General features: G+C 47.6%; 13 protein-coding genes. 4 read left to right on the forward strand and 9 right to left on the reverse strand.

Going from position 1 to position 19,542, the window contains the following annotated elements; translation table 11 throughout:
- The first annotated feature begins 140 nt into the window (after positions 1-140).
- Positions 141-3,137 carry a SusC/RagA family TonB-linked outer membrane protein gene (locus CFT61_RS04370; RefSeq protein WP_437176817.1) on the forward strand — a complete coding sequence of 999 codons (2,997 nt, stop codon included), beginning with the start codon at positions 141-143 and terminating at the stop codon, positions 3,135-3,137.
- Between the two features lie 13 nt (positions 3,138-3,150).
- Positions 3,151-4,701 carry a RagB/SusD family nutrient uptake outer membrane protein gene (locus tag CFT61_RS04375; protein WP_089543254.1) on the forward strand — a complete coding sequence of 517 codons (1,551 nt, stop codon included), beginning with the start codon at positions 3,151-3,153 and terminating at the stop codon, positions 4,699-4,701.
- A 146-nt stretch (positions 4,702-4,847) separates the two neighbouring features.
- Here the strand turns inward: CFT61_RS04375 and CFT61_RS04380 are convergent, their stop codons facing one another.
- From CFT61_RS04380 to CFT61_RS04395, 4 genes are all read right to left on the reverse strand, one after another.
- The gene (locus CFT61_RS04380) at positions 4,848-5,756 is read right to left on the reverse strand and encodes a hypothetical protein (RefSeq protein WP_142990555.1); all 909 of its coding nucleotides are present in this window, start codon (positions 5,754-5,756) and stop codon (positions 4,848-4,850) included.
- Between the two features lie 27 nt (positions 5,757-5,783).
- Positions 5,784-6,545, reverse strand: a complete 762-nt coding sequence (locus tag CFT61_RS04385) for a hypothetical protein (protein ID WP_089543256.1) — start codon at positions 6,543-6,545, stop codon at positions 5,784-5,786.
- A gap of 45 nt (positions 6,546-6,590) precedes the next feature.
- A complete protein-coding gene (locus tag CFT61_RS04390; protein ID WP_089543257.1) occupies positions 6,591-7,091 on the reverse strand; it encodes an RNA polymerase sigma factor in 501 nt (166 codons plus the stop codon).
- A gap of 138 nt (positions 7,092-7,229) precedes the next feature.
- On the reverse strand, positions 7,230-9,305 hold the full coding sequence (locus tag CFT61_RS04395) for a glycoside hydrolase family 127 protein (RefSeq protein ID WP_089543258.1): 2,076 nt from the start codon (positions 9,303-9,305) through the stop codon (positions 7,230-7,232).
- A 277-nt stretch (positions 9,306-9,582) separates the two neighbouring features.
- Between CFT61_RS04395 and CFT61_RS04400 the strand changes: the two genes are divergently transcribed.
- Positions 9,583-10,389 (forward strand): Cof-type HAD-IIB family hydrolase, encoded by an 807-nt coding sequence (locus tag CFT61_RS04400; RefSeq protein ID WP_089543332.1) that lies wholly within the window; start codon positions 9,583-9,585, stop codon positions 10,387-10,389.
- Between the two features lie 312 nt (positions 10,390-10,701).
- Positions 10,702-11,901: a threonine ammonia-lyase gene (gene ilvA, locus CFT61_RS04405; protein WP_089543259.1), complete on the forward strand. Its 1,200-nt coding sequence runs from the start codon at positions 10,702-10,704 to the stop codon at positions 11,899-11,901.
- Between the two features lie 139 nt (positions 11,902-12,040).
- Here ilvA and CFT61_RS04410 read toward each other — a convergent pair whose 3' ends face one another.
- From CFT61_RS04410 to CFT61_RS04430, 5 genes are all read right to left on the reverse strand, one after another.
- On the reverse strand, positions 12,041-14,383 hold the full coding sequence (locus tag CFT61_RS04410) for a glycoside hydrolase family 3 C-terminal domain-containing protein (protein WP_437176818.1): 2,343 nt from the start codon (positions 14,381-14,383) through the stop codon (positions 12,041-12,043).
- A gap of 59 nt (positions 14,384-14,442) precedes the next feature.
- The gene (locus CFT61_RS04415; protein WP_089543261.1) at positions 14,443-15,669 is read right to left on the reverse strand and encodes an esterase; all 1,227 of its coding nucleotides are present in this window, start codon (positions 15,667-15,669) and stop codon (positions 14,443-14,445) included.
- 77 nt (positions 15,670-15,746) lie between these two features.
- Entirely contained in the window at positions 15,747-16,949 is a 1,203-nt protein-coding gene (locus CFT61_RS04420) for an esterase (RefSeq protein WP_089543262.1), read from the reverse strand.
- A gap of 35 nt (positions 16,950-16,984) precedes the next feature.
- Positions 16,985-17,902, reverse strand: a complete 918-nt coding sequence (locus CFT61_RS04425) for a hypothetical protein (RefSeq protein ID WP_142990556.1) — start codon at positions 17,900-17,902, stop codon at positions 16,985-16,987.
- A 34-nt stretch (positions 17,903-17,936) separates the two neighbouring features.
- Positions 17,937-19,499, reverse strand: a complete 1,563-nt coding sequence (locus CFT61_RS04430) for a RagB/SusD family nutrient uptake outer membrane protein (protein WP_089543264.1) — start codon at positions 19,497-19,499, stop codon at positions 17,937-17,939.
- Positions 19,500-19,542 lie beyond the last annotated feature (43 nt).

Below are 19,542 nucleotides of genomic sequence, written 5' to 3' on the forward strand. Positions count from 1 at the left end.
GTTTTGTGTATATTTGTCCCCACTTTGCAGTCCTAATAAAAAGGGGCTCTAAAATCTCTAAACTTTATGATATGAAGAACGAAAAGAAAAAACAGAAGGAGAATATAAGGCTTCTCAGAAGCTATTCTCTGTGTGCGTGTATGATCTTTTTGGGTGGAATCGCTTTTCCTATGCCTTCAAATGCATCTAATGCATCTAATGCAACTGAACTGGCTACCCAGCAGAAAGGCAAGCAGATTTCGGGTACCATAACCGATAGCCATGGTGTGCCTGTGATTGGTGCAACCGTGCTCGAAGTGGGTACAACCAATGCTGCCATCACCGATCTGGACGGTCATTTCACTCTGAATGCACGTCCGGGTGTAAAACTCAAGATTTCCTATATCGGTTTCAAAGACATCTTCGTAACCGTAGGCTCTACCAATGAGTACAACATCGAACTGAAGGAAGATACCGAAGCTATCGAAGAAATCGTAGTTGTAGGTTATGGTACTCAGAAGAAAGTAAACCTCACAGGTGCTATTGCCACCATTTCATCAGATAAGCTGGTCAACCGTACCAGCGCCAACGTAACCAACATGCTGGCTGGTCAGATGCCGGGTGTTACCGTTATCCAGAACAGCGGTCAGCCGGGTGCCGACGGCGGTCTGCTGCGTGTCCGTGGTCTCGGAACCATGGGTAACGCCAGTGCAATGGTTGTCATCGACGGTGTGGAATCTACTATGAGCAGCGTAGATCCTAACGATATCGAGAACATCTCTATCCTGAAGGATGCTGCGGCTTCTGCCATCTATGGTGTGCGTGCTGCAAACGGTGTGATTCTGATTACCACCAAGAAGGGTTCACGTGGCAGAGCCATCGTTTCCTATGACGGATACGTAGGTTGGCAGAGTGCAACCCGAATGCCTAAGTTCCTCGATTCATACGACTATGCAACCCTGATGAACGAAGCATACAGAAACGACGGATTGAACGAGCCTTACAGTCAGGATGCCCTGAAGAAATTCAAGGATGGTTCTGACCCGGATCATTATGCCAACTCCGACTGGTTGGGTACCTTGCTGAGCGAGAACGGCCTCTTCCACAACCATCACCTGAGCATCAAGGGCGGTAGCGACAAGATTACCTACTCTCTGGCTATCAACTACCACGACAAGGACGGTTTGATAGAGAATACCAACTACAACAAGTTCAATGTACGTGCCAACCTGGAGGCTTACATCAACAAGCGCCTGAAGGTTACTACCAACATGGCAGTATATCGCAGCGTGATGACTGCTCCAGCAGAAGGCATCGACAACCTGATGCACTACGCATTCCGCGAGACTCCAGTTACTCCTATCCAGTTCAAGAACGGCAACTATGCCCTGTTCAAGAACGAGCATAACTCTGTAGCTTCTGCCCGAAACGGCGGAACCAGCAAGCAGATCAACAACAACTTCCAGGGTAGCCTGGGAATGGATCTCGACATCATCGACGGCTTGAAGTTGCGTGGTATTGCTGCCACCACATTCAACCTGCTGGATAATCCTACCCATTTATATACCCAGAGTTTCTACACAGCAGATTCTGATACTCCTGTCAAGACAACCCAGAACCAGCTGACCGAGTATGACGCCAAGAAGGTGGAACTGAACCTCCAGGCATACCTGGACTACAACAAGACCTTCGGTAAGCATACCGTAGGCGCATTGCTGGGTTACTCTCAGATTTACAACCAGATGCGCTACCTGCAGGCTTCACGAAAGAACCTGCCTAACTCAAATACACTCGACCAGATCAATGCCGGTGAAGTGACTACTCAGACCACTTACGGTACAGAGACAGAATACTCTCTGCGTTCCGTATTCGGCCGTCTGAACTATTCATACGATGACCGTTACCTGTTCGAGGCAAACCTTCGCTATGACGGAACTTCCCGTTTCCCAAAGAACAAGCGCTTCGGTGCCTTCCCATCATTCTCTGTAGGATGGAGAATCTCAGAGGAATCCTGGTTTAATGTTTCTTGGGTAGATAACCTGAAACTCCGCGGTTCATGGGGTCTCCTGGGTAACCAGGACACCGTAAGCTCTAACTATCCTTACCAGACTACCTACGAGTATGGTTACGACTACAGCTTCGGCAACACCCTGTATCCAGGTATTTCCATCTCCAGCACACTGGCTAACAGCGACTTGACCTGGGAGAAGACCAGCCAGTACGACTTCGGTATCGATGCCACCTTCCTTGGCAACAAGCTGACCTTCGGCTTCGACTATTTCCATAAGGAAACCCGCGACATTCTCCTGAAGTTGCCTATCCCTTATACACTGGGTGTAGGTGCTCCTATGCAGAATGCCGGAAAGGTTCGCAACTCCGGTTTCGAGGTGCAGGTGGGTCATAACAACCGCATCGGTGACTGGACCTACAATGTAGGCGCCAACTTCAGCCGTGTATCTACCAAGATCCTCGACCTGAAGGGTGGTGACACTCCAGGACAGTCGGTAGGTGACCCATTGTGGGCTTACTATGGCTACGTATGCGATGGCATCTTCAAGGATGAAGCCGACGTGAAGAATCATGTTTCTCAGGCTACCGGAGCTCCAAAGCCTGGTGATTTGAAGTATCGTGACCTGGACAATTCCGGCTCAGTAGATAGCCGCGACCGTAAGGTATTGGGTTCTTACTTCCCAAAGATCAACTTCGGTCTGAACTTCTCTGTTCAGTACAAGGACTTCGATATGAGTGCCTTGCTCCAGGGTGCAGCCGATGTAAAGGGAATGCCAGTGCCAGAAATCAGATATGCATTCTACAATGGCGGTAAGGTGACCGATATTCACATGAACCGCTGGACCGAGAGCAATCCTAATCCGAATGCCGCTTACCCACGCTTGTCAATGAAGGATTCTCAGAACCGAGTAACTTCCAGCTTCTGGGTTCAGGATGCATCTTATGCCAAGTTGAGAAACCTGCAGGTGGGTTATACCCTTCCTAAGCAGCTGACATCCAAATATGGCATTAGCCGATTGAGAATATACAGTAGTATCGACAACCTGTTTACCATCACCAGCTTCGACGGCGTAGATCCAGAGGCAGTATCAGGCAACTACTATCCTCTTACAAGAAATTATTCATTCGGAGTTAATGTAACCTTTTAAAAACGAGTAGATTATGAAATTGAAATATCATTTTTTGAGTGGACTGATCCTTGCCTGCGGTCTGGGATTGAGTTCTTGCAACGATAGCTTCCTGGAGAGAAACCCAAAAGACCAGCTGTCTGACATATCTTTCTGGAAGACTGCGGATGATGCAAACAAATATGCTACAGGTATCTACCTCTATCTGATAGAGCCGGAGAACCATACTATCATGACCGACTGCTATACAGACAATGCCATCCCGGTTCACGTAGGTGCTGAGCAGGGAGTCTTGTCAGCCGGTACAGCCGTATCGAGCAACCCTCACTTCCTGCAGCTCTGGCAGGCAGCTTACGAGACCATCCGCCGCTGCCAGATATTCTACGAGCACATCGGAGAAGTTTCCATGAACGAGAAGGCAAAGGCACAGCTTACAGCAGAGGTGCAGTTCCTCGAGGCTTTCGCTTACCACAACCTGTGGAAGTATATGGGCGGCGTGCCTATCCTGGATCATCCGCTGCAGTTGAACGAGCCACTTCCAGCCCGCAGTTCTGCTGAAGAGACCTACGAATATGTTGTGAAGCTCCTGGATAAGGCGGCTCCTAACCTGCCGGAAATCCGTACTGCTGCCGACCATGGTAAGGCTAGTGCCGGTGCTTGCTACGCCCTGAAAGCCCGTATGGCTTTCTACAACCACAAGTATGATGTGGCTGAAGCTGCAGCCGAACAGGTGATGCAGACCGGCAAGTTTGGTCTGTACCCTAACTACGGCGACCTGTTCCAGCCTGTAGCAGAAACCTGCAACGAGATTCTCTTCGACCGCGAGTATGTCGAGAATCCTAAGAATGGCAATGAGGGTAGCGTGATTGGTCTGTTCTTCTCGCCATGCGACTTCGGTGGTTGGGAGGCTTTGTCTCCTACCCAGGATATGGTGGATGCTTATCCATGTACCGATGGCAAGTCTATCGCAGAGTCTCCACTCTACAACCCGGCCAAGCCATTCGAGAACCGCGATCCACGATTGGCCTACTCTATCTTCTGGCCAGGAACCACCTGCGGTCCGATGACCTTTAACAATAAGTATATGGGTGACGGCAGCCATACCCGTACCGGATACTGCATGCGCAAGTACATCAATCCAGACAACTATGGAATCCAAAATTACGACTGGACCAACTTCATCTACATCCGCTATGCTGAGGTGCTGCTCACTTATGCCGAGGCTCGCAATGAGAACCTTTCTGCTCCAGATGCCAAGGTTTATGATGCAGTGAACCAGATTCGCAAGCGTGTGAACCTTCCTGGTTTGGAAGAGGGTCTCAGCAAGGATCAGATGCGCGATGCCATCCGCCTGGAGCGCCGTCTGGAATTGGCATTCGAGGGAATCCATCTCTTCGACACCCGCAGCTACAGGACAACAGAGAAGGATGTTACCAAGCCTGTTTATGGCATCGATCCTGACGGAAAGAAGATTCTGATAGAGACTCGCAAGTTCAATCCTAACCGCGATTACCTGTGGGCTATTCCTCTGAAGGAAATCGACTTGTCACAAGGTGCCTTGAAGCAGAATCCTGGATGGGATTAATTTTTAGTTATTAAATAAGAAGCCTTCTATCATCGATTGCAACGGCAATCTGACGATAGAAGGCTTTATTCTTACCTCGTTTCCACGAACCGGTATTTTAAGAGAGAGAGTTTCACTTTTTTCTCAGTTTATACCTCCAGAACTTACTACTTCCTCAAAGAATTGGCTGTCAGTTCCAGAAGGCTCTGCAGATATTCATCGTCTGTATCCTTCTTCATCCCATTCAGCGAAGTGGCGCAGAATTTCTTCTCGTCGGCATTCAGCAACTTGCCATAGCCCTTACAGAGCTTGATTATCTTGTTGGCTACACCCGTCTGGAGGGTACGTCGAGTTACCTGATTTCCCAAATAAGGGTATTGGTCTCTGGCATTCTTAAAGGCAGCACGGAGCGTGTTGAGTTGCATGATAAACTCTGCCGCATCCTTTGGAGGAGTCATATCCAAGTCATAACTGCGAACCAGATTTTTGTTATACCTGATGTTGCCCAGAAAAACAAGAGAATCCAAACCCTGATCTGCTTTCATCTTATAAGTTGATGACTCTTTATAGGCTTGCGGATCCTTGGAGTAGAACTTATACACACTGCCCAATACCACATCATTCTTTCCTGGATACCATACCAAGGCATAAACATATCGCATGGTAGAATCCTTGCGGTCACGGATATACTGCAGGTTATAGTTGCGGTCCTTGTGAGCACCAAACAAGTAGGTCGTGGAATTGTTATTGCCATATCCCACCCGATTCGTCTCAATGCTGGCAGAACCCGCTTTCTTGGTAAAACTGATATAAGCGAGACGACTATTGCTCAACAAAGCCTTATGAAAGGTATCCACCATTTTCTGCTTCTTTCCGGGAACGGCGAACTCAAATCCCTTCATCATACCTATATTGTAGGTATTCATCGTGGAAGAAGTAACGAGGTCGTCTTGCACCAAATCCTGTACGAATTTATCAAAAGCCTGGTCGATATCCGGTATAGGCTTCTGGGCATGGCAAGCCGAAGAGAGCATCATCAGGCAAGCCACAAATGCTAATTTAAAAGTTGTTTTCATATTCTTCTTCTTTTTAATTGTTTCTTGTTAATAAACCTCTTGGTCACCACTCACATAGTCCTCATCATGCACATTCTCCTCGCTTTCGAACGAGGCACTGGCAATTTCGGCATTGAGCGACTGGGTCTGAAGAGCATTGATGAGATAGAGTTTGAAGAACATTTCGTTCTGCTGTGCCTCCATCTCCCTGAGATGCGCATCGGCAAGCATTTCCGGCTCAGCCAACAGAGAATCGGTAGCAATATTCTGAGCTATCCAAAGCTTTGGAGGAGCAGGAGCAAACAGATGCTGACGATATTTCCTCTGCTTGTGCTTCCTCGTTTTGGGAGATATGGAATCACCCGACTTTTTTATCTTTTCAGGCATGGAAAGATTGGCATCTGTCGATTTCTCCTCGTGGACAACAGCAGAATCAACATCCTCCTGAGTCGTTTTTCCATCGAGTTGAGCCATCTTCGAATCGTCCCGATGCCCTGTCTGTTGACCTATCCAAGGAATGGCAATCACAAAGAGCAGGGCGATGGATGCAGCCATACCTATCGGCAACCATAGGCGACGCATTCGTGCCTTAGTCTTCGGATGAGCATCTTCTACATGCTCCTCCGCCTCATGGTCCAGGGGCATCCCCTCATCGAAATATCCAAACATCAGCTGATATTCCTTCAAGTCATCGCTCACATCGGGATGCTGACGAAACCACTCCCCTAGCAGAGCCTCCTCTTCCAGAGAAGTCTCACCAGCCATAAATCGGTCGAGCAACAGTCGTATGTCCTTTTCTTTTTCGTTCATATCCAGTTTCCTCCTTTATTGATTATACCTATTTATATATAAGGGCTATCGACATCTTTTTCTGATTTCCTGCAACATCTGCTTTCTTGCCCTCGAAAGCAAGACAGATACAGATTCAGGGGTGATGCCCACGATTTGCGCTATTTCCTCAAAGCTTTTCTTCTCTACCTGTCGCAGATAAAGCACCTGATATTGGTTGGAGGGCAGAGCCTTGAGGCGTTTTTGCAGCCACAGCTCGTTCTCCGAGTTTTCCACTTCCACATCGGGCGGCGCATAGTGGCTAGGCGACTTATCGAAAGGCTGGGCATCTATCGAAATCATCTTCCGCTTGCGAAAGAAGTCGATGCAAAGATGCTTGGCGATGCAACCCATCGAACCTTTGGCATGAGCAGCAGACCGAATATCATCCTTGATGGCCCAGAGCTTGAGCATCGCATCCTGTGCGATATCCTCAGCCTCATCGCAGCCAACACCATAACCTTGACTGATCTGCAAGGTTATCTGCCGCAACTGCGGAACGATATGGATGAATTCATTCTCTGTCATTAGCTCTCTTTTGTTTTATTTGTTCAAAACTACAACATAAACGGAAAAGAAGTGTTTTTCTTAATGGGATTAACCTATATTAACAAGAAAGCCTGGCAATAACGGTTGCCAGGCTTTCTTATTTTATAAAACTGCAAATTATTTATCCAAAGCATTCAAGTTCTGATAGAACCAGACATTCATCTGGTTGGCACCACGATGATTCCAGGCATAGTAAGGAATCAGGGTGAGCTTCTGGTTCTTGACAGAAACGGTGCCGTCAGCAGCCTGGTCGAGCACCTGAGAAGAGGTCTGGATAGCCTTGACAGAGAAGGCTGGAGCGTCCTTGGTCTCTGTGTTCTCGATGCTGTAGTTATCTACCAGTGAGAATGCAGGCTTCTTGGCCATAACGGCACGGAGCACCGGCTCGTTCTGATTATCCACAGCCTCAGCGCAATAAACCAATGGTCCACGCTCTACGGCAACCTTACCCTTATCATCTGCTACCTTGCCATTAGCAACTACTGTACGCACAGGCATATCGAAGTGGATGCGGATGACATCACCCTTCTTGATGTTCTTGACAGGGAGATAACCCTTGTTGGCATCGAGGTCAGCCGCCACAGCCTTGCCGTTTACGGTTACGCTATAAGCAGGCTTCTCGGCATCGCTATACTTGTAAAGATCACTAGGCACCACCTGGTTGCGAACCCATCCAGGAATACGGACCAGGAGGTTGGCATTCTTTACGCCGCTCTTCTTCACAGCAATCTTGATATCGCCGTTCCAAGGATACTCGGTAGTCTCCTCCAAAACCACATCCTTACCATTTACCTTGATGGTAGATGTATTGCCGGCAAAGAGATTCACATAGATATTATTGTCCTTCACGCCATAGAGATAACCTGGAACAGAAGGGATGAAACGGCACAAGTTACTTGGGCAGCAGGCACATCCGAACCAAGGCTGGCGGGTGGTGTTGCCATCGGCATTAAACTTATACTTGCCGTCGCTTGACAATGGGTTAGGATAGAAGAATCTGCCACCATCCATGCTCATACCAGAGATGACACCATTATATAAGGTACGCTCCATGCAGTCGATATACTTGCTCTCGCCGTGAAGGAGGAACATACGCTCGAAGAGATAAACCATAGAAATGGCTGCACAGGTCTCGTTGTAGGCAGTCATGTTTGGCAACTCATAGTTATCACCGAATGCCTCACCGTCATGGCGGGCACCTACACCACCTGTAAGATAGTATTTCTTGCCAACGATATTATTGAAAATGCGGTCGATCACCGTCATATAGGCAGAATCCTTGGTCAGGGCAGCCACATCGGCAATTCCGGCATACATATATCCGGCACGCACCGCATGACCTACCGCCTCTTTCTGCTCCAGGATAGGAGCCTGACTCTGAGAATATGGGTTGCGGATATGGGTCTTGCCACGATAGTCGAGCAGATACTTAGCCTCATCCAGATATTTCTTCTCACCGGTCAAGGTATAGAGACGAGCCAAAGCCATCTCTGCAATCTGATGTCCCGGAACGATGGTAACCTGTCCTGGATTAGGTCCAACCTCCTTTACCACACAATCGGCATAGCGCTTGGCGATGTTCAGGAACTTGGTGCTACCCGTAGCCTGATAGTGAGCACAGGCTGCATCTACCATGTGACCGAGGTTGTAAAGCTCGTGGCTCGCCTCCTCGTCCTTGACCCAACGCTTATTTCCCGACCATCCGTGTGGATGCTTTGGGTTGATGGTACGGGCGGTATAGAGATAGCCATCTGGCTCCTGAGCAGCAGCTACTACATCGAGCACGCTGTCGATATAAGCCTTCAACTTCTTGTTCGGATAAGTCTGGAGGATGTAGCTGGCACCTTCGATGGTCTTATAAACATCGGTATCATCGAAAGAGAAGCCCATGAACTTGCTCACATCCCACTCCTTGGTATCCAAGCCCGGGTGGTTAGGATGCTGCAGGGTATAGGCAGCCATCTCGAAGTTCTTGTAACGGTGCTCGCTCTCACACTTGCTGAAAGCCAATGGCACGGTTACCTCTCGGGCAGCCTTCAGACGGGCACCCCAGAAAGTATTCTGTGAAATCTTCACACTGGTGAATGGTACTTGAGTGAATGGATAGCCATTGCCCAATGTCTTCTGCTTCTGCGCCATCGTAGGCATAGCTACGGCTGCAGAAAGCAATACTGCAGAAATAAATCTCTTCATATTGATAGGTTTAAAATTTATTATTGTTATATGATTTGCGGTGCAAAGATAACAATAATTTTCGAATATAGTGTATATCAAACAACAAAAGATAGGCACTAATCGTTCAAAAACCATTTAGCACTGATAAAAACAGAGTCATTTCGTTCAAATGACCACCTTTTTGGGAACAAAATTAGCAAAAATACACTTTACTTCCCATTTTTCAGAATATTATTGTATCTTTGCACGCATAAAAAACAAAGAATCACATAGAACAATGGAAAAAGCAAAACAGATTCCTTACCGTGCCATCGCACTCGACCTGGATGGCACCCTGACCAACCACGAGAAGGTGGTTACTCCGAAAACCCGCGAAGCGCTGCTCCAGGCTGCCAGCCAGGGAGCCGTCATCATCCTTGCATCCGGTCGCCCTACCTACGGCATCGAGCCGGTGGCAGAATGCCTGGAACTGCAGAAGCGAGGGGGCTACATTCTTTCCTATAATGGTGGCAACATCGTGAATGCCCAGACCGGCGAGAAACTCTTCACCCAGTTTCTGCCAGATGAGGTAATCCCTGTATTATATAAGTACGCGCAAGAGAAGAACCATGCCCTGCTGGGCTATGCCGTCAACGAAATCATCACCGAAATGCCAAACGATCAGTATGTGAAGGAAGAATCGCGCATCAACAAGATGAACATCCGCAAGGTAGAGAATCTGCTCGAAGCACTGGAGCCTCATCCTACCAAGCTCCTCATGACGGGCGACCCATCGGATATGCTCAAGGCTGAACAGGAACTGCTGGATATGGTGGGCGATAAGATGGACGTCTTCCGCTCAGCCCCATTCTTCCTCGAACTGGTGCCTAAGGGAATCGACAAGGCGCAGTCGCTGAGAAGACTCCTGGCGAAGATCAATCTCACCCCTGCCGATATGATAGCCTTCGGCGATGGCTACAACGACCTCAGTATGCTGAAGCTTGCAGGCATGGGAGTAGCCATGGCGAATGCCGCCCCGGAAGTAAGAGCCGATGCCGACTACATCACCCTCTCGAATGAGGAAGATGGCGTAGCTGCGGCACTGGAGCACTTCGGCATGTAATTGCATAAATAATCTAACAGAACTTTCGCACGTTTTGCCCTACACGCCCTGAACCAACGGTCACCGGCCGAAGGGAAAGGTAAAGGGCAGAAGCTCCTAGCCCAGGGCATCGCCCTGGGTTATTATGGACGCTAGCCTATCGCCCTGTAAGGGCAAAAGCTTTAATACCAAAATAATCACATATTATCATCGAATAACAAAAATTAAATTGAAATATTTTGTGTTTTCTTCCTTTTAGAGTACCTTTGCAGTCAAAAATCACTCAGGAACTATCATCCTGACAGATAACAGAATTAAAGCATATCAACGATTATGTTACAACTTGACGATTTCTACAAGGCCCGCTTCGTGCTGAGCCACGTGATTAGAAAAACTGAGCTGGTTCACACACCGAGAATCAACCCAGATAGTGATGTTTATCTGAAACCGGAATGCCTCCAGAAGACGGGGTCGTTCAAGATTCGAGGTGCATACTATAAGATTTCCCAACTCTCTCAGGAAGAGAAGGAGAAGGGTGTGATTGCCTGTTCGGCAGGCAACCACGCACAGGGTGTGGCTCTCGGCGCTACCGCCATGGGAGTGAAGAGCCTCATCTGTCTGCCCGAGGGTGCCCCTATCTCCAAGGTAGAGGCTACCAAGCGTCTGGGTGCAGAGGTCTGCCTGGTTCCGGGCGTCTATGATGACGCTTACCAGAAGGCGTTGCAGCTGAAGGATGAGCACGGCTATACCTTCGTGCATCCTTTCGATGACGAGAAGGTGATTGCCGGACAGGGAACCATCGGACTGGAAATCCTCGACCAGCTGCCTGATGTGGAAGCTGTGGTAGTACCGGTAGGTGGCGGCGGACTGATTTCGGGAGTCGCTTTCGCCATCAAGTCGCTCAACCCCAACGTCAAGGTCTATGGAGTCCAGGCAGAGGGAGCAGCCAGCATGGTTCAGAGCCTCCACGACCACAAGCAGGAGAAGCTGCCATCTGTGGCAACCGTAGCCGACGGCATCGCCGTGAAGGAACCGGGAAAGATTACCTTCGAAACCTGCTCCAACTATGTGGATGAAATCGTCACCGTAAGCGAGGACGAGATCTGCGCAGCCATCCTGAAGCTCCTCGAGAGCGAGAAGATGGTGGCAGAAGGTGCCGGAGCAGCAAGTGTGGCTGCCGTGATGTACAACAAGGTACCGGTGAAGGGCAAGAAGACCATCTGCGTGGTAAGCGGCGGTAACATCGACGTAACCATCCTCAATCGTGTCATCAACCGTGGATTGGTAAAGAGTGGACGTCTCTGCACCATCGAGATGGAGCTGGACGACAAGCCGGGCGAGCTGGTAGAGGTAGCCTCCGTCATCGCAAGCCTGGGCGGCAACATCACGGGAGTTCATCACGACCGTTCTGCCAACCGCAACAAGGTGAATGCCTGCGTGCTCCGTGTCACCATGGAGACCCGCGACGAGGAACACGTCAAGGAAATCAAGAGTGCCCTGGAGCAGAAGGGCTTCCATCTCTGGATCATATAAGAGAAGAGACTTTTAAAAAAATCCATAAGATATAAAAAGAGGGTGCGCCGTCAGTTGATAGCGCACCCTCTTTTTATATCTTATTAAACTCTTTATTACCATCAAGCTCTTTTATTATTGAGCTTTATCTTTGATAGAACTACTTTACTTCCTTGAGCAAGCAAGGGCGAACCTTCTCGGTTACACCTGCTTCCTCAGTAATCACGGTAGTGAGAGGCTTGAAATCGGCAGCATTCTTTGCCACCATCACCTTGTAATCACCAGCCTCAACCTGCCACTGACTATCAACCTCATTGAAAGAAGCCAGGTTCTTGTATGGGATGTCGATAGAAACTGTCTCCGACTCACCAGGCTGCAAATTCTTAGTCTTGGCGAAACCACGAAGTTCCCTTGCTGGTTTATCCATATCCTTGCCAGGAGCTGCCACATATACCTGAACAACCTCCTTACCAGCTACCTTACCAGCATTCTTCACAGTCACCAGGACCTTGATATTGCCCTGTGCATCCTTCGTTACCACAGGTTTGCCATACTTAAAGGTAGTATAACTCATACCATAACCAAAAGGAAAAGATACAGGCACTTTCTTAGTCTGGTAATAACGATAACCTACATAAACACCATCATTATACTCGGTGTAATCCACATTCTTCACGTCACCCTTGCTACCGATGCCCTTGCCCATAAACATACCAAGCACATCATCAACCTTGACAGTCTCAGGGTTAGGGAAATCAGCCTTAGAAGGAACATCGTTATAACTTACAGGCCATGTCATAGGAAGACGACCAGAAGGATTCTCCTTACCCGCCAAGATGTCAGCAACACAGTTACCACCCTCCTGACCAGGCAACCAAGACAACAATACAGCATCAGGACCGCCAATCCAACTCTTGGTCTCAATAACGCCACAAACATTCAAGATGACAACCACCTTCTTACCTGCCTTATGGAAAGCGTTGCAAACGCCAGAAATCATATCCTTCTCCTCCTTGGTGAGATTGAAGCTATCAGAAATCTTTCGATCCAAGAACTCACCAGACGACTTACCAATAGTGATGATTGCCATATCGTTGTTTTTGACGGCAGCAGACATATTCAATTCAGCAAGGCTCATCTCAGGGATGAAGTGACCAGGCAAGAAAGCCTCCAAAGGATTCTTTGGCTTTGGCAAATTTGCCTTTGCCTTTGGAGCATACTCTATGTATGACTTCTGGATGTCGCCATCCACCTGATAGCCAGCATTCTTCAAACCATCCAACAAACTTACCACATAAGCATGGTTAACATTGCCGGAACCAGTACCACCAGCTATGAAATCATAAGAAGTATTGCCGAAGAGAGCTATGTTCTTAATCTTCTGAACGAGTGGCAATACATTTTTGTTATTCTTCAATAACACCATTCCCTCGGTAGCGGCATTGCGAGCCACCAAAGCATGTCCCTTCAAATCAGGGTTGTTGTCAGCAACATACTGCTTGAAACGAGGAGTCTGCATGATATACTCCAAGATATGGCGTACATTGCGGTCGAGGATTTCCATCGACAGGCGACCATTGAGCACAGCCTTGCGAATCTCCTTCACCTGGTCTGCCTTACCTGGCATCAACAGGTCGTTACCCGCTTCCATCTGGGCAGCTGCGCTAAGACCACCAAACCAGTCAGTCATCACCATACCCTTGAATCCCCACTCATGGCGAAGAATCTCTGTTATCAAGTCACAACGCTCACTAGACATCGTACCATTGATGAGATTGTAAGAAGTCATCACTGTCCAAGGCTGAGCCTCCTTGATAACGATTTCGAAAGGTTTCAAGTAAATCTCACGGAAAGTACGTGGATTACCGATAACATTGTTACGAGTACGATTGGTCTCCTGGTTGTTCAGTGCGAAATGCTTCAACGAAGTACCTACATCGTTGCTCTCGATACCATTCACCATAGCAGCACAAATGGTACCAGCCAACAATGGATCTTCTGAATAATACTCAAAGTTACGACCACAAAGAGGATTACGCATAATATTGGTAGCAGGTGCCAACAAGACATCTACGCCATAATGCTTCACCTCGTCTCCCATAGAGGTACCTACGGAATACACCAAGTCTTTGTTCCAGGTAGAGCTCATCACAGTAGCCACAGGGAAGTGGGTACAGTAGAACGTCTTGTCGGTATCCTTGCGCTTAGGGTCGATGCGAAGGCCAGCAGGACCATCGGCTACAACCGTAGCAGGAATGCCCAGACGCTCAATACCATTCACCTGACCTGCGGCACCCTGTACCAACTGACCTTGGTTACCAATGGTAGCCTCCATCTGGCTCTCATACTTACCCGTAGAACCTACCACCAACTGAATCTTCTCATCGAGAGTCATCGCATTGATGACATCCTGGATAGGAGACACACCCAACTTTGGGTTCTGTGCTTGCACTACGAAAGTCGCAGAAAAAAGCACACATGAAGAAACTAAAATCTGTTTTATCATTGTCTATACCTTATTTTTTAATGTTTATAAAACTATTACTTGAAAAACTTATCTTATCATTTGAAAATCTTCTGTGCGAACTCTGTAAGATACACACGCCAATTACGCCAGATGTGTCCACCCTCCGTTTCCAAATAGGTATATTTATACCCCTTCTCATCGAAGTAGCGACGCAAGTCTGCACTGCTCTTGTAGAGGAAATCGGTCTTGCCCATACCAATCCAATACAACTTTGGCTTGTTCTTAAACAGAGTAGCCAACTGAGTCTTAGCCTCCTCATTCCCCTGCAACTGCTTGTAGAAGTCACTACGGAAATCGCCAGTAGTACCCACATGCAAACCTGCAGAGAAGAGTCCGATGTAATCAAACTTGGTAGGGAAACGACGAGAGATATCGAAAGAATGACCACCGCCCATAGAGAGTCCACAGATGGCACGATGAGCCTTGTCCTTAGCAACTTTATAGTGGCTCTCCACATAATTCATCACATCAGGGAAACTCTCATCCATGGTGGCAGCTGGCTTGGCACCTTGATAGCCATAGAAAGAAGGAATGTATTGACCTGCCGACCACTCACCTGGAGCAGCCTGGCAATTAGGATTACCATTTGTCATCACCACAACCATAGGCTTAGCCTTACCTGTGGCAATCAAATTATCAAGAATATGCTGTGCACGTCCTAAAGTAGTCCAGGCATCCTCATCGCCACCAGCGCCATGGAGCAGATAGAGTACAGGATAATCCTTACCCTTGTCATAACCTGCTGGAGTATAGACCGTCATACGGCGCTGCATCTTGAGTGTAGGACTATCATACCATACCTTAGACACATTTCCGTGAGGCACTTCGTTAACAGTATAGAGGTCACCACAATCACCTTTCTTGTCTGAAAGAATAAATATATTGGTTTCTGAGGTAATATCACGAGTGATATACACGCTTCCCGGGTCAACGATCTTCACTCCATCCAAAAGTAAATTGTAAGAATACAACTCAGGAGAAAGCATCTGGCTGGTAAAAGTCCAAACACCCTTTTCATCTTTTGTCATATCAGCTACTCCAGGAGCATCATACTTTCCCATTGGTGTATCAATGGTTTTCGGTGCCAGGAAATCACCAGTAACCTGCACCTTCTGGGCATTAGGAGCCTTCAAGCGGAAAGTTACGGTATGGTTGGCGTTCACCTCAGGTGAGATAACAGGAACATTGTCAAACAATGCCTGTTGGGCAAAACTGCCAAGACTCATCAGCAAGGCAGTTGCCAAGAATGTAATTTTTTTCATTGTTATCTAATTTTAATAATTGTTAGTCTCATTCTATAGAAGGTCTCCTAAGATTTAGAAGACCTTCCTGGTAATTATTAGAATATTTTTTGTACAAATTCAGCGAGATAGATTCTCCAATTTCGCCAAATATGTCCCCCATCAGTTTCCATATAGGTATATTTGTAGCCCTTGCTATCCAGTTTCTTTCGCAAAGCGACGTTGTCCTTGTAGAGGAAATCGGAATTACCTATGCCTATCCAGTAGAGCTTTGGCTTGGCTGCAAAGAGGTTAGCCAACTTATCATCCACATTGTCGTAGATATACTCATTGGCGCCACCGCTCCTCTGCTCCTTACCGATGGCTGCAGAGAATAAACCTACATAACCAAAGGTCTTAGGATTGTTGATAGAAATATAGAACGAGTGGAAACCACCCATCGAAAGACCTGCTATGGCACGACCTTGAGTACTGGCGATGGTACGATAGCGACTATCCATGAACTTCACTACCTCAGGGAAAGATGCCTCGAAAGAGCCCTCCATGGTCTTAGGCAATCCCAATGTAGGAACTATCAGATTATCCGATGTCTGTCCTGGAGCTGCCTCCTGAGAGATATTGCCATTGGTCATGACGACGATCATTGGCTTCGCCTTGCCTTGCGCAATGAGGTTATCGAGGATTTGCGAAGCACGTCCCAAATCCATCCACGCTTCCTCGTCGCCACCGATGCCATGCAAGAGATAAAGCACAGGATATTTCTGCTTGCTGGTCTCGTAACCTGCAGGAGTATATACTGTCATACGGCGAGTAAGGCCAGCTTTGGCATCATCATACCAGACCTTTGATACGGTTCCATGCGCTACCTTGTTGACCTTGTAGAGATCTGCCTTTCCACCGCCTACCAGGAAATAGTTGGAAACGTTGGCGATGTCACGCACGGTATAGACGTTGAGATGGTCGGTAACACTGGCGCCATCCACCATCATGGTGTAGCTATAAAGCTCTGGTGCCAAAGGAGCAGTGGTTGTAAAAGACCACACGCCCTTCTCATCCTTCTTCAAATCGGCTACTCCTGGCATATCATACTTACCCATCGGGGTATCAATTTTCTTGGTTGGCAGGAAGTCACCAGTTATCTGTACTTTTTGAGCCCCTGGTGCCATGCAGCGGAATGTAACGGTCTTGTCTGCATGAATCTCAGGAGAGAGAGGCATCTGCCCTCCGAACAAGGCTTGCTGTCCGAAGGCAGAGCCACCAATCGCACATAATGCTATTGCTAATATCGAAAATCTTTTCATTGAATATAACGTTTTATTTTTTAATTTATTACTTGTTACTTGGCGATGGCAGCAAACTTAATCTTAAGAGATCCCTTGCCAGCCGCTCCATCCACACCACTCTGGGTATCAAGGTCAGCGCCCTCGAATGAGAATAAGTCCTGTCCCTCTGCATCCTTAGCGGTAGAGATGATGATCTTACCAGCTGTGATGTATTGTGCAACACCAGTCTCATCCACGAAGAAACTACCACCCATGAAACCGTATTGAGGGAAAGCATAACCATTGCCCATCAACCAAGGCTCTGAAGCATTCCCCTGAATGGTATATTCACCAGCCAAGTCTGCATTACCGAGCTGATTGGCATTCACGGCCTCCAGATAAGCAGCAGGCTGACCTGCTGGATTGTTGATAGAGATGATATACTTGGTAGCATCAGGATTCACGACGACAGGAGCACCTGTTGACCAATCGATAATCTGAGTTGGAGTGATAGTAAGAGTATAGCCCGATGCCTCTGGGTCATCCTGTCCCACGATGAAGGCAAGCTCTCCTACATAATTCAGCTTCACATGCTGACCAGCGGCATTGGCAAACAAACCGTTCAAGTAATACTTGCCCCCGATAAGAGATACGTCGATGTCGCCACTCTTCATTGCCTCACCATTCACCTTGACCACACAAGTTTTGTTAGCCACGGTCTCAGCTACGGTATAAGAGGCAGCGGGAAGAATCCACTCGGTACTGCCAAAACTAATCTGAATGGCAGTTCCCTTTACATCTTTTATATCTACATTGAGCGACTTCACACCTTTCTTTAACTTAGTGGTAGGCTGCACGGTAGCCTCTTGCGATGTATAACTCTGCATATCTGCATATACCCCCTGCATACCATCAAGAGCATCGTTATCGCAGGCTGTGAAACACAGCCCAGCAATAAACAGACTTAATATTGAACCTATATATTTTTTCATATCAATATCATTTAAATATCAGTTAATTAGAAGATTACCATCCCGTATTCTGCTGGATATTAGGATTCAATTCTCTTTCCTTCAAAGGAATAGGAAGCAACATGTGCTTGTCTTGGAATCCGAAAGTAGAATTGGAGAAATCCCAACTTACGCCCTTGGAAGAGTAGTTAGGGATTTCCTTACCCTGTGAAGCCAAGGCATTCTTGGCATCACCCCAACGTACCAAGTCCTGGAATCGGGTACTTTCCAGACAGAGTTCCAAGCGCTTCTCCGTCTTGATATCGTCCAAGGTAACGCTAGTCAATGGAGTTTCCTTGGCGCGGATACGAATCTCATTGATGTCTTTCAGTGCTACGTCTGTGTTACCAGCCTCCAGGTTTGCCTCGGCAGCCAGGAGGAGAACTTCGGCATAACGCATAATCTTTCGGTCGGTATATTGTAATCCCTGGAAGTAGGAGGCATCCATGATGTTGTCACTCTTCAATACGCGGTTCTTGAAGAAAAGGTATCCTTCACATCCATAGATATTCTGACCAGGATTCAATTTCACGCCGTATGCTGTCATCTGATCACTGTTGAGCAGAGTTTTCTGCAAACGATATCCATTCTCGCCCTCTGCTTTTACAAATGCATCATAGAGAGACTTGCGAGGATTCAAGAAGCCGTAGGTTCCCTGAGCCACTTCGTCGGCAGCCTTGCCTTCGAGCGTCATATTGCCAGTACGCCATCCTTGCATCAGGAAGGTCATGTCAAACTGGCTCCAAGCCTGCTCCTGGTCGTTACGCCACTGCAATTCGAGCATAGACTCACAGTTGTTGTTGTTAACGGCATGAAACTGCATGTCATAGTCGCCACGGAAGAGGTCGTACTTCTTGGAATCCACCACCTCATTGAGTGCGGATGCAGCCTCCTGATACTTTTTCTGGAAGAGATAAGCCTTGCCCAAATAAGCCTTTGCCACTTCCTGGGTAACACGCATACCCGTCTCCTGATCGTCCTTGTTCTTCTTGGAAGGCAAGGCATTCATGCCGATAGCCTCTTTCAAGTCTGCCTCCACAGCAGCCCAAAGTGTCTCAGGAGTACTGTTTGGCTGGCGGTACTCACCTGTAGCCAAGAGATGATCTACCAATGGAGCTGTACCCCAAAGGGTAACCAGCTCGAAGTTAGCCCAAGCACGGAAGAAATAAGCCTCGGCTATGGCACGTTTCTTGACTTCCGTATCATTAGCCACCTTCTCTATGACGAGGTTTGACTGATAGATGACACCATAGAGACCCGAGAACAGGCCCTCGATATTACCGTTGCTAGAATCGAAGGTATATTCATTCAACTGCTCGTATGAGTTGTTGTCGCCACGACTACCACCGCCACACCAAGCATCATCCGAAAGCATATTCTTGGTAAAGAACCAAGTATAATACAATCCCTTCACACGGCTATACATGGCAGCCACCGCCTGCTCGGTCTGCTCATTGGTCTTGTAGAAATCATCCTGACCACCCATATTGCCATGCTTTGCTATATCGAGTCTGTCTTCACAACCGGCAAATAACACTGCCACAACGAGAAGCAGACTATATATGATATTCTTTTTCATAATTTCCTAATGTTATTATATATATAGAATATGTATAGTGTTA

The sequence above is a fragment of the Segatella copri genome, assembly GCF_002224675.1.
In the GTDB taxonomy this organism is placed as follows: domain Bacteria; phylum Bacteroidota; class Bacteroidia; order Bacteroidales; family Bacteroidaceae; genus Prevotella; species Prevotella copri_U.

Excerpts from the sequence above, each read along its gene's own strand:
- CFT61_RS04370 (WP_437176817.1), top strand. The coding sequence starts at position 141 with ATGATCTTTTTGGGTGGAATCGCTTTTCCTATGCCTTCAAATGCATCT.
- CFT61_RS04375 (WP_089543254.1), top strand. The coding sequence starts at position 3,151 with ATGAAATTGAAATATCATTTTTTGAGTGGACTGATCCTTGCCTGCGGT.
- CFT61_RS04380 (WP_142990555.1), bottom strand. The coding sequence starts at position 5,756 with ATGAAAACAACTTTTAAATTAGCATTTGTGGCTTGCCTGATGATGCTC.
- CFT61_RS04385 (WP_089543256.1), bottom strand. The coding sequence starts at position 6,545 with ATGAACGAAAAAGAAAAGGACATACGACTGTTGCTCGACCGATTTATG.
- CFT61_RS04390 (WP_089543257.1), bottom strand. The coding sequence starts at position 7,091 with ATGACAGAGAATGAATTCATCCATATCGTTCCGCAGTTGCGGCAGATA.
- CFT61_RS04395 (WP_089543258.1), bottom strand. The coding sequence starts at position 9,305 with ATGAAGAGATTTATTTCTGCAGTATTGCTTTCTGCAGCCGTAGCTATG.
- ilvA (WP_089543259.1), top strand. The coding sequence starts at position 10,702 with ATGTTACAACTTGACGATTTCTACAAGGCCCGCTTCGTGCTGAGCCAC.
- CFT61_RS04415 (WP_089543261.1), bottom strand. The coding sequence starts at position 15,669 with ATGAAAAAAATTACATTCTTGGCAACTGCCTTGCTGATGAGTCTTGGC.
- CFT61_RS04420 (WP_089543262.1), bottom strand. The coding sequence starts at position 16,949 with ATGAAAAGATTTTCGATATTAGCAATAGCATTATGTGCGATTGGTGGC.
- CFT61_RS04425 (WP_142990556.1), bottom strand. The coding sequence starts at position 17,902 with ATGAAAAAATATATAGGTTCAATATTAAGTCTGTTTATTGCTGGGCTG.
- CFT61_RS04430 (WP_089543264.1), bottom strand. The coding sequence starts at position 19,499 with ATGAAAAAGAATATCATATATAGTCTGCTTCTCGTTGTGGCAGTGTTA.